Source organism: Porphyrobacter sp. LM 6 (assembly GCF_001720465.1).
Classification (GTDB): domain Bacteria; phylum Pseudomonadota; class Alphaproteobacteria; order Sphingomonadales; family Sphingomonadaceae; genus Erythrobacter.
On the sequence record NZ_CP017113.1, the window covers coordinates 1107883 to 1119767 of the forward strand.

General features: G+C 57.2%; 14 protein-coding genes and 1 pseudogene. 9 read left to right on the forward strand and 6 right to left on the reverse strand.

Features of this window, described 5'->3' with window-relative positions:
* The first annotated feature begins 86 nt into the window (after positions 1 to 86).
* From BG023_RS05360 to BG023_RS05370, 3 genes are all read left to right on the forward strand, one after another.
* The gene (locus BG023_RS05360) at positions 87 to 1748 is read left to right on the forward strand and encodes an SNF2-related protein (protein ID WP_199797163.1); all 1662 of its coding nucleotides are present in this window, start codon (positions 87 to 89) and stop codon (positions 1746 to 1748) included.
* Positions 1748 to 2014 carry an HGGxSTG domain-containing protein gene (locus BG023_RS05365; RefSeq protein WP_069309542.1) on the forward strand — a complete coding sequence of 89 codons (267 nt, stop codon included), beginning with the start codon at positions 1748 to 1750 and terminating at the stop codon, positions 2012 to 2014. Before BG023_RS05360 ends, BG023_RS05365 begins: the two co-directional genes overlap by 1 nt.
* 102 nt (positions 2015 to 2116) lie before the next feature.
* A complete protein-coding gene (locus tag BG023_RS05370) occupies positions 2117 to 2461 on the forward strand; it encodes a VanZ family protein (protein WP_069309543.1) in 345 nt (114 codons plus the stop codon).
* A gap of 33 nt (positions 2462 to 2494) precedes the next feature.
* Here BG023_RS05370 and BG023_RS05375 read toward each other — a convergent pair whose 3' ends face one another.
* Positions 2495 to 2737 carry a helix-turn-helix domain-containing protein gene (locus tag BG023_RS05375; RefSeq protein WP_069309544.1) on the reverse strand — a complete coding sequence of 81 codons (243 nt, stop codon included), beginning with the start codon at positions 2735 to 2737 and terminating at the stop codon, positions 2495 to 2497.
* Between the two features lie 35 nt (positions 2738 to 2772).
* Here BG023_RS05375 and BG023_RS05380 point away from each other — a divergent pair, with 35 nt between their 5' ends.
* The 6 genes and pseudogenes from BG023_RS05380 to BG023_RS05405 all read left to right on the forward strand — a co-directional run.
* Positions 2773 to 3282: a site-specific integrase gene (locus tag BG023_RS05380; RefSeq protein WP_069309545.1), complete on the forward strand. Its 510-nt coding sequence runs from the start codon at positions 2773 to 2775 to the stop codon at positions 3280 to 3282.
* 31 nt (positions 3283 to 3313) lie between these two features.
* Positions 3314 to 3751: an IS66-like element accessory protein TnpA gene (gene tnpA / locus BG023_RS05385; RefSeq protein WP_190315819.1), complete on the forward strand. Its 438-nt coding sequence runs from the start codon at positions 3314 to 3316 to the stop codon at positions 3749 to 3751.
* A 32-nt stretch (positions 3752 to 3783) separates the two neighbouring features.
* Positions 3784 to 4101, forward strand: coding sequence for an IS66 family insertion sequence element accessory protein TnpB (tnpB, locus tag BG023_RS05390; protein ID WP_199797164.1), 318 nt, complete (start codon positions 3784 to 3786; stop codon positions 4099 to 4101).
* Between the two features lie 92 nt (positions 4102 to 4193).
* A complete protein-coding gene (gene tnpC, locus BG023_RS05395) occupies positions 4194 to 5702 on the forward strand; it encodes an IS66 family transposase (protein WP_069311149.1) in 1509 nt (502 codons plus the stop codon).
* Entirely contained in the window at positions 5699 to 6301 is a 603-nt protein-coding gene (locus tag BG023_RS05400) for a UPF0149 family protein (RefSeq protein ID WP_069309547.1), read from the forward strand. The genes tnpC and BG023_RS05400 overlap by 4 nt, the downstream gene beginning before the upstream one ends.
* 49 nt (positions 6302 to 6350) lie before the next feature.
* Positions 6351 to 6797, forward strand: a pseudogene (locus BG023_RS05405) (tyrosine-type recombinase/integrase); the annotation flags it as partial.
* Positions 6798 to 6845: 48 nt separating this feature from the next.
* On the opposite strand, the gene BG023_RS05410 reads toward BG023_RS05405, so the two are convergent.
* From BG023_RS05410 to BG023_RS05425, 5 genes are all read right to left on the reverse strand, one after another.
* Positions 6846 to 7145, reverse strand: a complete 300-nt coding sequence (locus BG023_RS05410) for a hypothetical protein (protein WP_150122799.1) — start codon at positions 7143 to 7145, stop codon at positions 6846 to 6848.
* An 85-nt stretch (positions 7146 to 7230) separates the two neighbouring features.
* A complete protein-coding gene (locus BG023_RS05415; protein WP_199797165.1) occupies positions 7231 to 8367 on the reverse strand; it encodes a glycosyltransferase family 4 protein in 1137 nt (378 codons plus the stop codon).
* A 62-nt stretch (positions 8368 to 8429) separates the two neighbouring features.
* Entirely contained in the window at positions 8430 to 9548 is a 1119-nt protein-coding gene (gene wecB, locus BG023_RS05420; protein ID WP_233993081.1) for a non-hydrolyzing UDP-N-acetylglucosamine 2-epimerase, read from the reverse strand.
* A gap of 103 nt (positions 9549 to 9651) precedes the next feature.
* Positions 9652 to 10548, reverse strand: a complete 897-nt coding sequence (locus BG023_RS14455; RefSeq protein ID WP_083234562.1) for a dTDP-4-dehydrorhamnose reductase family protein — start codon at positions 10546 to 10548, stop codon at positions 9652 to 9654.
* 46 nt (positions 10549 to 10594) lie between these two features.
* Positions 10595 to 11638, reverse strand: coding sequence for a polysaccharide biosynthesis protein (locus BG023_RS05425; protein WP_269465920.1), 1044 nt, complete (start codon positions 11636 to 11638; stop codon positions 10595 to 10597).
* Positions 11639 to 11885 lie beyond the last annotated feature (247 nt).

The following is an 11885-nucleotide window of genomic DNA, read 5'->3' on the forward strand; positions in this document are numbered from 1 at the left end:
AGAGGCGGCCTGAACAGCCTTGGATTCCAACCAGCGCTGAAGGCCTGCGCGCTTCGCGGTACCCCCTGCTGCCTTCGCTGACGATCTTGGAAAACGACGAGGGCGCACCTGTCTTTTCAGTTGTTGGTTCCGCCCGAGGGGCATCGGTTCAACTTGAGATCGCAGACCTCGAACGAGGGTACCGGATCGCAGATGGCACCTGGCATCCTGTTGAGCCGACTGCATCGAAGGAAATTCTCGATCTGTTGAATAGCACCGGGGCAAATGTCGGTCCGGTAACGTCACTGCGATCATTTCTGGCTGTTCGCAAAGCTGGTGCGGCAGGTGGTGCGGTCGATGACCGTTTGGCCGATGAAGCGCTTTCGCCACTTGCATTCACACCGCCGGCAAATGATTTACCCTCCGGAATTAATGCCACACTCTATCCCTACCAGTTAGCTGGCTGGCGCTGGCTCAAGTTTCTCCTAGCCGAGGGTATGGGAGGCCTGCTGGCCGACGAAATGGGCCTCGGCAAAACGCTGCAGGTTATCGCCGCACTCAGCGATTCCGGCGGCAAAACATTAAGCCCGGCCCTCATCATCGCCCCCGGCTCGCTGCTTGAGAACTGGCGTCGTGAGATTGCGAAGTTTGCTCCGCACCTGCGCGTGCTGAAGCACCACGGTGCGTTACGCACCGGCCGCCCTGTGGAATTGCAGGGCTACGACGTCGTCATCACCTCATATGACAACGCCGTAGGGGACAACAGCCTCTTGAACATGATCCTCTGGAAGGTTGTTATCCTTGATGAGGCACAGTTCATACGGAACCCGAGTGCCCAGCGGACGAAGGCAGTCATCGCCGACAACAAGCTGGCACTGAACGCCGGCTGGGACCTTGAACTGCTGGCCGTTGAAATCGGCGATCTGCAGGGCTTCGACTTCGACCTGATGCTGACCGGGTTCTCGGATGATGAGCTTGGCAAACTGCTGGCCGAAAAGACTGAAGGTAACACAGACCCCGACGACATCCCGGAAGCGCCGATCGACCCCATCGCCAAACCCGGCGATGTCTGGCTGCTAGGCAAGCACCGGTTGGTCTGCGGCGACAGCACCGATGCCGACACGGTGGCCAAGGCGCTGAACGGCGTCTCGCCCCACCTGATGGTGACCGATCCGCCCTACGGCGTGGAATATGATCCCGCCTGGCGCGAAAAGGCCGGCGTTGCAGCTTCAGGCACTGCCAAGGGCAAGGTGCTGACCCGCGCCGAGCTGGTCGAGGTTGCCAAGCTCAACGAGATCGCGAGCCTGTTGTGGTTTCCGGAGAGCAGCAGCCAGGAGGAGCGCGACGCGCGGATCGTCAAGGCGCTCGATCTGTTCGAGAGCATCAAGCCCGCCGAGGGCCTCGAGACCATGCTGGCCATGCAAATGGTCGGCACCCACCACGCGGCGATGGAGTGCCTGCGCCGGGCCATGATCCCGGAGCAGACCTTCGAGGGCCGCAATGCCAACCTCGATCAGGCGCAGCGGCTGATGGCGCTCTACACCCAGCAGTTGGCTGCCCTCGCCAAGCACCGCGGCAAGGGCCAGCAGAAGATCACGGTCGAGCGTGTCCAGGTCGCCCCCGGCGGCCAGGCGGTGCTCGGCAATGTGGAGATGGCGCCGGCCGCCCCGCCAGCCGAGGCGCCGGCCGCGCCGCCAGCGCTCGCGCCGCCGCGCGAGGACACCGTGCCGCTGCCGCCGATGCCGACGCGCGACAAGGTCAGGCGCTGATGGCGGGCGATCACGCCCGCAATGTCGCGGGCATGCACGCGTCGCGCCGCTGCGGGGCGCGGACCCGGACCGGGGGGACCTGCCAGGCCCCCGCCGTCAAGGGCAAGGCCCGCTGCCGGATGCATGGCGGGGCGCGGGGCTCGGGCGCGCCGCGCGGCAACCGCAATGCCCTCAAGTCAGGGCTCTACACCGCGGAGAGCCTCGAGCTGCGGCGCCACGTGGCGCAGCTCATCCGCGACAGCCGCAAGATCTTCGAGGAATTGTGAAATGGGACGAGGCCAGAGCCTGACGCAGGCGCGCCTGCAAGAGCGGACGAGCCCTGGGGCCGCCCGCGCACCGCATCGCGGCGCGTCTTGGGAAATGGCGCGATGACTTGGCCGGTCATGGCGCGGGCGCTGTTCTGGCTCGCGCTAGTCTTCGCGCTGGTGATGGCGCTGCTGCCGCAGCCGCCCGCCCTCCCCGGCACGCCGAGCGACAAGACGCAGCACATGATCGCCTTTGCCGTGCTGAGCCTGCTCGCCGCCCTCGCCTACCCGCAGCTGCGGCTCGGCGAGATCTTCATCGCCATGGCGGCGCTCGGCGCACTAATCGAGGTGCTGCAACTGATCCCGGCGCTCGGCCGGGATGCGGAGTTTGTGGACTGGCTGGCCGACTGCGCCGCGAGCCTGGCCGTGCTGGCGCTCGTCGGGGTGGCGCGGCGAATGGCGGGGTGAGGCCCCTGGGCCGACTTGCGTGCGGGCCGCAGCCTAGGCCGGCCGGAGGTGGATGCGAATGCCGGGGGCGTCGTCGGGGCTGCCGACGAACTGGATGCCGGCGGCTTCGAGGGCCGTCTGAATTTTAGCCAGCGTTGATGCCGTGGAATGAGGAATACCATCCTCTGACTCGATCCTGCGGATAGTTTTCGTGGCGATGCCAGAAAGGGCCGCGAGTCTTTCCGCGCTCATTCCAAGAGCACTCCTTGCAGCACGAATTTGAACGCCAGTGAGCATTGACACGCCTAAGAATGTCTCTTAAATGGACATTAATGTCCACAAATAACCTTAAAAGCACCTCACACGATTGGCGCGCGGAATTCAAGCGCCTTGAGGGAGCCTTTGCGCCCTCGACGATCAAGTCCTACCTGACCGACGTAGACCGGTTCGTGGCGTGGTGCGAGGATCACGGCTGGGAGGCCCTCCCCGCCGAGGTTGAGACCGTCTGCGCCTTTCTGGAAGACCAGGCGGTATTCCTCTGCCCGGCAAGCGTGCGGCGGCGGCTTTACGCGATCCGGAAAGTACACCGCCTGCTGCGGCTCCCCGATCCCACGTGGGATGAAGAGATCACCATCACGCTGCGGCGGGTGCGGCGCGCCAAGCTCAATCGGCCGCGCCAAGCCAAGGGCATGACCCGCGACTACCTCCTGCGCTGCCTCGAGGTTCAGCCAGACAATCCCTGGGGGCTGCGCAACCGGGCGATGATATCTTTGGGATACGACCTCCTCACCGTTAGCGATGCGAGCACCCCACATGGACGAGGCCCATTATTGAGCCAATGACCCTGTCATGATTGGCAGTGGGATGGCAACGATGCTCAATGACGATGGAATAAATGCTGTTTCGCACAGTGCGGCACCCTGTGCGAATTCGGATTGGGTCAGTGTGCCGCATAGTGCGAAAGCGGATTTGGACGGGGCTACTGTTCTGGGCCCGCAGCGCCGGAACCGCCGCTGGGATGCCCGCGAGAAGGCCAGGATTACAGCGGAAAGCTTCGAGCCGGGTGCGAACATCAGCGCGATAGCGCGGCATCACGGGGTAAGCGTTGGCCTGTTGCATTACTGGCGGCGCACGGTTCGGGATCGGGCGACAGTTCAGCAAATCTCGCTCGTGCCGCTGGAAGTCGAGGATGCAGCGACGGCATCCGATGCAAAATTGGAGATCGAAATCGGCGGCGCACGCATTCTGGTGCGCGGGGCGCTGGATGCCCAGTTGCTGCGGACAGTTTGCGAGGTACTGCGCGGGCAATGATCGGTGGGCGCAGTGACCTCAGGGTCGTACTCGTGACAGGACCAATCGACTTCCGCGCCGGGATAAACAGACTGGCATCTTTGGTCGCGAATGAGTTGGGGCGGGATCCTTACTCCAATGATGTTTTTGTCTTTCGGTCGAAGAGAATGGACCGCTTGAAGCTCCTGCATTTTGACGGCTCGGGCATGTGTATGATGACAAAATGGCTCGAGGCCGGGAAGTTCACCTGGCCACCAGTGAGCGGTGGCGTGATGAAGCTGACCTCGGCACAAATGACATTGCTGCTGGGCGGAATGGACTGGCGCAGGCTTGAGGAAAATCCCGTCAAAAAGCCCGAGATATCGGGCTAGAAAGCACGGTTTTTCTGGGTTTTTGGTGGGTCTTGTGCTAAGAAAATCGGGTGACCCGCCCTTCGGAAAACCAAGCTGACGCACTCGATGCGATGACCCGGCGGGTCGATGAACTTGAGGCGGAACTGGCGGCCGCCAACAAGCTGCTGAACACCTACAAGGCCATGCTGTTTGGCTCCCGCTCGGAGAAGGCGCGGATCATTCTCGACGGACAAGGCAGTCTGGATCTGGGTGATCTAAACGCAATCCTTGCAGCCACCCCGGCCAATGACGATCCTTTGCCCAAAACGGCAGCACGCCGGGCCAAGCGGAATATTGGCGCCTTGCCCAAGCATCTGCCCCGCCTCGTTCACACTATCGAGCCGCAAAGTACGCTCTGTTCTTGCTGTCAGGGTCCTATGCACAAGATCGGCGAGGACATCAGCGAGGCTCTCGACGTCGTGCCTGCTATCCTGCGCGTCATCGCGACGGTCCGTCCCAAGTATGCCTGTCGTTCGTGTGAGAACGGCGTTGCTCAGGCGCCGGCACCGCGCAGGATGATCGAAGGCGGCATGGCGACGACGTCGCTCATTGCCTGGGTCGTGACCCAGCGTTTTGCTTGGTACTTGCCGGTGTATCGTCAGGCCCAGATACTGGCAGGACACGGCGTACAGATCGACCGATCGACACTGTCGCGCTGGCTTAAATGCGCCGCCTGGTGGCTGGAGGGCCTGTACGAGCGGCAACTCAGGGCATTCCACAGCGCCGCGCGCATCCACGTCGATGAAACCCGCATGCCAGTGATCGGCGGCGGCAACGGCAAAGTCGTCATCGATCAGTTCTGGGCTCATGGCGCAGATGACCGACCGTGGAACGGACCGGCGCCTCCAGCTGTATGCTACGTCCATGCGCGATCCCGCAGCCATCGCGAGATATCCGAACAGCTGGGCCCTTACACGGGAGTGCTGCAGGTCGATGGATACACAGCATACAAGGCGTTTGAAGATCCGGATCGACAGCCCGGACCGATCCAGCTCGCCTTTTGCATGGCCCATCTGCGTCGGCGGTTTGTCGATCTGCACAAGAGCACCGGTTCGCCCATAACCGCGCAAATTATCGTGATGCTGGGGCGCATATACGCGATCGAAACAGAAATCCGCGGTACCAGTGCCGAGCACCGGTTGCTTGTCCGGCAGGCAAGATCCAGACCGGTCATGGACGAGCTGAAGGCACTGCTCGACGATACCTTGCCGCGCGTCTCACGCGTCTCTGACTTGGCTGAACACATCCGTTACGCACAGGGACATTGGCGCGGCCTGTGTGCGTTCCTCGACGATGGCCGCATCGAGGTCGATAACAACATGATCGAACGGCAGATGCGGCCAATCGGCATCGGTCGCCGGAATAGTTTGTTCGCAGGTAACGAAGGGGGAGCCCACACCTGGGCCGTGCTCGCGTCTTTGCTGCAGACCGCAAAGTTGAACGGGCTCGATCCGTTTACCTGGTTGAATGACGTGTTGACCCGGATCGTATCGGGCGAGGTCCTCAATAACAATCTGGACCAGCTTCTGGCGTGGAACTGGCAACCTACCGATCGGCCATCTATGCGCATGGCCGCATGAGCGCGATCGAGGACATGGCCCTGTCAGACGAGGCCCTTGAGGCTTGGCTGGCGGTAAAGACCAACCGGCGTCCACTAGTGCGGACGATGTCTGCGCTCGATGGCTTCGTGACTGCAGCGGTCATTGGGCCACCGTTCCCCGACCCTCAGTACTGGATCTGTCCGGCAATGGGATTGCCTTATGACGTGCTGGCCAATGGCACCGAGTTGGAACACGCGGTGTTCGCTTCCGTCGCCAAGGTCCACAACCGCATCAACGAAACCTTCTTTGACAAGCCAGAGGAATACGCCCCTCGGTTTACAGAAAAAGCCGACGGCGGGATCGATCCGCGTCCTTGGTGCCGTGGCTTCTACGCTGCGATAAACCTGAATCTGCGTGCCTGGAAGCCGTTGCTCAATCGCAGCGGCATCCATCACGGTCTGTTGCTCCCAATCCTGGCTTACTGCGTCGACAAGAAAGGTGCGCCCGTACTTGGAAAACCGCGTCCAGGTCCTGAGACCGCGCACTTCTTCGAAAACGAGGCATATCTCGACATCACCCTCGTCGTTCCCGCGATCAAGGAACTCTACGACCCGATGCGCCGCGCAGGATACGAATAAAACTGTCAACGTGGGGCGCTCGCATCGCTAACTCCTCACCCGGCGCTCGGAACTGGTCGCGCTGCGCAGTGACGATATCATGATGCGGGGCGACGGAACGCTGCGGGCAATCATCCGCCGCAGCAAGGCCGATCCGTTCGGCATCGGCCGCATCGCGTTCAGTTCAACGCGTTCGGCGCGGCTTGTCCGAGAGTGGCTCGACTGGCGCGGAGACAAAATCGATCCGCTGTTCTGCGGGATCTACCAGGGCAAGCCGATCAATCGCCCGCTCGGGACGACCAAGGTCAAGGTGATCATCAAGGAGGCGATTGCGGCGGCGGGCCTGCCGCCCGAGGATGTGGCCGCGTTCAGTGGTCACTCGCTGCGCGTTGGTGCGGCCCAGGACCTGCTCTGTGCAGGCTTCGACATGGCCGCGATCATGCGCGCCGGTGGCTGGAAGTCGGTTAACGTGCTCGGGCGATATCTGGAGCTCGCGGAGCACAATGTGTGGGCTTAGTTGCGCCGAATTCGTTGGATGCGATTTAGTGTGCCCAATGAAGTCGGATCAAAAAGAGGCTTTACCGCTTCGCTCGAGCAGAACGATCCGAGTTACACCTTGAAAGGCTGCGAGATCTCGAATGCCACCAAGCATGATCGGGATGTTCTTCTTGGTGATCATCTCCAGCCGCTCAAAAAACTCGGCTCGGTTATTGAAAATACTATCAATACATAATACTTGATGCATAGTCACGATCAGTACAACGATATCATATATCTCGATACACCAAGCGCTCATTTTATAATAATAATTTTCAATACGCTTGTCTTTCATTAATTTATTATTATTCGGGAGTTGATTGATCAACTGACCGATTTCAGCTCAATGCCACAGGCAGATCTAGCTCGCGAGACCGAACGCTTTCGCCGTAAAAACCGGGTGCTCGTCCTTTTTAACCCAGTGCCGAAACCAGCTGCTGAACAATCCGAGAAACGGAAAAATGGCGTTCGAAGAGGTTGATGCAGCGATCTGACAACAGCGGGTCTTCATCAAGCCGATCAATCAAAGCAACGCAGCGTCTGACAAGTTCATCTAGACTATTGGTCTCGCAAACTTCCCCTACGTTTTCACTTCTGATAAGATTAGCGATGTCGTTTCCAGGGTTAACATTGGCCAAAACCGGCAGGCCATTTTGGATGTAAGTCAGAAACTTGCCGGGAATGTTGTGTGACTTATGACGGTGGTCAAGTGCGAGGAGTCCCGCGTCGCATTGAACGCAAAGATCTGAGATTTGATCGGGTTCGATTTCATCGTGAAAAAACACGTTGGCCAGACCGCGCGCCGCCGCGCTCTCCCGTAACCTTCTCGCATCATTGCCTCGCCCAACAAATAGAAAACCAATGTCGGCACGCGTCGTCATCCGATCAGCGAGATCGAGCAAAATATCCATACCCTGCGCCATCCCCATGTTGCCGGCGTAGACGAACACCTTGCGACCAGCGAGCGGCGTTTCCTCAATCCTGATTTGGCACCGGGCATTGGCTGGCCGATCAAGCCAGTTTGGCAACACCTCGAGTAAACGACCCTTCCGAGCCTGATTCCACTTCCTGAAATAACCCAAGTTGCCTGGGCTTTGCACGCCAATGATGTCAGCTTGGCCGTATTGTCTAAGGGCGGTCCACTTGAGGAAAAGATAAGCAGGTCCTCGCCGCAGAAGACCAATATCGAGAGCCCACTCGGGGAAGATGTCACGGACGATCAAGTATCCCTTACCCCCACTCTGCCGCTTCAGAGCACGCACCAGAGGACCATGAAAGATCGAAGGTGAATACCAAACGATCGCGTCCCAACTCTGCTCACTTAACGGGCTCCGGCGAAGGTTACGCCACATCGCATAGGGCATTAGCCATTCGCCGAAGGTGCGCCGCCAGTATGCAATGTCTTTGGTCCGCGGCGAGCGAAGGCGCAAAACTCGTGCACCGTCGAAATCTTCTAGCGCCCATGGCTGAACCAGATCGGCATCGGGCAAGAGAACGGTTAACTCATGCCCCTGCCGAACAAATTCCCGCGCAAGGTCGCGCAACTGCACTGCACCAGAGGTTCGCATAGGCGGAAACGTGTCTGCAATGAGTGCGAGTCTCACGGCTACATCTAGAATTTTTTCCAGACAACACGGTTCACGTAGTCCGTGTAGCTCAGGATGATACGCAGAACCTTCTCGCTAACATTGGGCATCGAGTAGTCCTCGACAAGACGCAAGCTGCGCGTGGGACCACGAGGTTGATCGGCCAGCACAGAAAGTGCCTGACGCACCCGGTCAACTTCAAGGCCAACCATCATCACAGCCGCCTCTTCGAAGCCCTCAGGCCGTTCATGCGCTTCGCGGAGATTAAGCGCGGGGAAGTTTAGGATTGAACTCTCTTCGGTGATGGTCCCACTATCTGAAAGTGTCACTCTAGCATTCTGCTGCAGGTGAATGTAGTCATGGAATCCCAGCGGCTTAAGCATTCTCACTTGCTTGTGGAATAAAACTCCCGACTCGTTAATGCGCTTTTGCGTTCGTGGATGTGTTGATACCACAACTGGAATCTCATAATCCTCTGCAACCGTATTCAAAACTGATACAAGCTTATGAAAATTTTTGTCACTTTCTATGTTTTCCTCTCTATGCGCACTCACAACGAAGTATTTTTCAATCTCAAGATCCAACCTATTTAATATTGTCGACATTGTGATCTGCGGCATGTAGTGATGCAATACTTCAAACATTGGACTTCCGGTCTTGATGACCTGATCGGGCGGTAAACCCTCGCGAAGCAAATATTCTCGGGCAATTGTGCTATAAGTAAGATTAATATCCGCAGTATGGTCCACTATACGGCGGTTAATTTCTTCCGGCACTCGAAGGTCGAAACTACGATTACCAGCCTCCATATGAAAGACAGGGATCTTTCGGCGCTTTGCCGGTATCGCCGCAAGGCTGCTGTTGGTGTCTCCCAGAATCAATACCGCCTCCGGATTCTCACCTAACAGAACCTGATCGACGCTGGATATGACGTTACCAATTGTGTTAGCCGCACTTGAGCTACCTTTGGCGCTGTCGAGGAAATAATCGGGTTTTCTGATCCCAAGGTCATCGAAAAAAACCTGGTTCAATTCGTAGTCGTAGCTTTGCCCTGTGTGCACTAGTATGTGTTGACAGTGGCGATCTAGCTGATTGATAACTCTTGAGAGCCGAATTATTTCAGGCCGGGTGCCCACAATTGTCATTACCCGCATTTGTTTCATTTCTTCCTCGCAAAACTGTATCGCCCGACACTAATGAACCAGCAGGCGGGGCAAAGCTGCAACTGCATGCTAGATTGAAGCTCGCTCAAGAGGCAGTACCCGCGTTGGCGAGATAGTCGTCATACATATCCTTGATCAGATCAGGCCACGGTCTCGGCGAGAACCCTGTTGCTGCCTGGAACCGGTCGGAATTGAGTGAGCGATCAATGACCAATTGATCATCTCGAATGATTTCAACGTCTTTTCCGTATGTTTCAGCGATGAGGCTTAATAGATCAAATTTGCTTATCGGGTCGACCGACAGATGGTAAAGACCATACAGTTTTGGATTTGGAATTACACATTCGCGGACCACACGTGCAATCTCGATCGTTGGTAGGCCGGAAAAAACTGCCTTCGTAAACCCTTTGACTTCGCCTGACTGGCTCAGGAACCAATCTACAAGACTTTTTGCACTGGCCAACTCGTGCCCAATGATCGACGTCCGCAGAGTGATCGAGTTTTCATAGTGAACTTCGCCAAGTAGCTTTGTCCGCCCATACAAGTCATAAGCATCTGAAGGGTCTTCCTCCTTATACCGACCGCCCCTCCCGGAAAAAACACAGTCCGTACTGAAATGTATAAGGCGGGCACCGACCATTCTACTGTACCTCGCTAAGCGATGCGGCAAGCTGGAGTTGACAGCCAGGCTCTCAAGATGATCGTTGGCGTTGGGTAGTTGTTTGATGATCCCGACACAATTAACAACGACATCTGGCTTTGCCATTGAAAAAGCAGCTAAAAGGCCAGTCTCGCTCTCTAGGTGGATGCCAGGGATCAGAGCGTTGCGAAGTTCCGGTGCGAAGTGCTTGGCTCCGCGGGAGTCGCGAATAGTCCCGAAAGTTTCTATACTTTGATCTGCGCTGAATGCTCGGAATAAGGTCGAACCAAGCATTCCGGTTGCCCCGAATACGAGGACCCTTGGCTTTCGCAGTTCAGTCATTCGTAGCCTACCTCTGTGAATGTCGTTTGCAGAGCGATTGTTCAAATCATTCCTCAGGCTCAACATGCTCACCGCGCATGGTGGCTTGTATGAACCGAAGCTTCAGGAGCAACGCTTGCATCCCCTTCACATCCAGCCGAGTTGTGTTGTGTGAGGTATACTCAGTCGCTTGTGATATCTCGATCTCCCCCTGTTCGAAATATTTGTCATAATTTAGATCGCGAAGGTCAGGAGGTATCCTATAATAGCTGCCAAGATCTTGAGCTGCGACCATTTCCTCTCGGCTAAGGAGAGCTTCGAACAGCTTTTCACCGTGGCGCGTACCAATTACATTAATTTCATGCCTAGGAACGCCGAGTAGGTCTGTGAGTGCCTTGGCGAGCGTTTCGATCGTCGCTGCGGGTGCTTTTTGGACAAAGATCTCTCCAGGGCGGCCATTCTTGAAGGCGAAGAGAACAAGATCGACGGCATCGTCGAGTGTCATCATGAAGCGTGTCATCGAAGGGTCCGTTATCGTTATCGGTTGACGGGCCCTAATTTGGTTGGTGAACAACGGTATCACCGAACCTCGAGAGGCCATCACGTTGCCGTAACGGGTTGCGCAGATGACAGTGTCATTGCTTGACCGAGCTTTGGCGACGATAACTTTTTCCATCATGGCTTTGCTGATGCCCATCGCGTTGATCGGATAGACAGCTTTGTCGGTACTGAGGCAGACCACTCGCTTGACCCCGGCCTGTACCGCCGCCTCAAGAACGTTTTCGGTACCGAGTACATTGGTCTTGACCGCCTCAAGCGGGTAGAACTCGCATGATGGCACCTGTTTGAGCGCAGCAGCGTGATATATAAAATCGGCTCCGCGCACAGCATTCATCACAGACTGGAAGTCACGGACGTCGCCGATATAGAACTTCAGTTTGTCGCTCTTATACTTCTTTCGCATGTCATCCTGCTTTTTCTCATCGCGAGAGAAAACGCGGATTTCGCGCAATTCGGAATCAAGAAAACGTCGCAGTACGGCATTGCCAAATGATCCGGTTCCGCCGGTGATGAGTAGAGTCTTATCATTGAACATGGTCGTTTCCGCCATTGGAGGGAACACTCAAAGAAAGATTGGCTGCAGCCAAAGGCCCGCATGATCGAACTAGTGCTCGGGTGCGTCGAACTGCCTGAATTCTAAGCTGTGGCTTGTGCTTCTAGATGCTGCTGCTGCAGCAAGGCCGCTGGGGCAGCCGAGGGCGTCGAGCCGATCACTGGACGATAACTTAAATCAAGAGATAACCTGGCCGGACATTGCTAAGCATGCCGATGGTTTCACTCGCAAGAACTGAGCTAGA

Coding starts and splice junctions, on each gene's coding strand:
- BG023_RS05365 (WP_069309542.1), top strand. CDS start 1,748: ATGGCGGGCGATCACGCCCGCAATGTCGCGGGCATGCACGCGTCGCGC.
- BG023_RS05370 (WP_069309543.1), top strand. CDS start 2,117: ATGACTTGGCCGGTCATGGCGCGGGCGCTGTTCTGGCTCGCGCTAGTC.
- BG023_RS05375 (WP_069309544.1), bottom strand. CDS start 2,737: ATGCTCACTGGCGTTCAAATTCGTGCTGCAAGGAGTGCTCTTGGAATG.
- BG023_RS05380 (WP_069309545.1), top strand. CDS start 2,773: ATGTCCACAAATAACCTTAAAAGCACCTCACACGATTGGCGCGCGGAA.
- tnpA (WP_190315819.1), top strand. CDS start 3,314: ATGCTCAATGACGATGGAATAAATGCTGTTTCGCACAGTGCGGCACCC.
- tnpC (WP_069311149.1), top strand. CDS start 4,194: ATGACCCGGCGGGTCGATGAACTTGAGGCGGAACTGGCGGCCGCCAAC.
- BG023_RS05400 (WP_069309547.1), top strand. CDS start 5,699: ATGAGCGCGATCGAGGACATGGCCCTGTCAGACGAGGCCCTTGAGGCT.
- wecB (WP_233993081.1), bottom strand. CDS start 9,548: ATGACAATTGTGGGCACCCGGCCTGAAATAATTCGGCTCTCAAGAGTT.
- BG023_RS14455 (WP_083234562.1), bottom strand. CDS start 10,548: ATGACTGAACTGCGAAAGCCAAGGGTCCTCGTATTCGGGGCAACCGGA.
- BG023_RS05425 (WP_269465920.1), bottom strand. CDS start 11,638: ATGGCGGAAACGACCATGTTCAATGATAAGACTCTACTCATCACCGGC.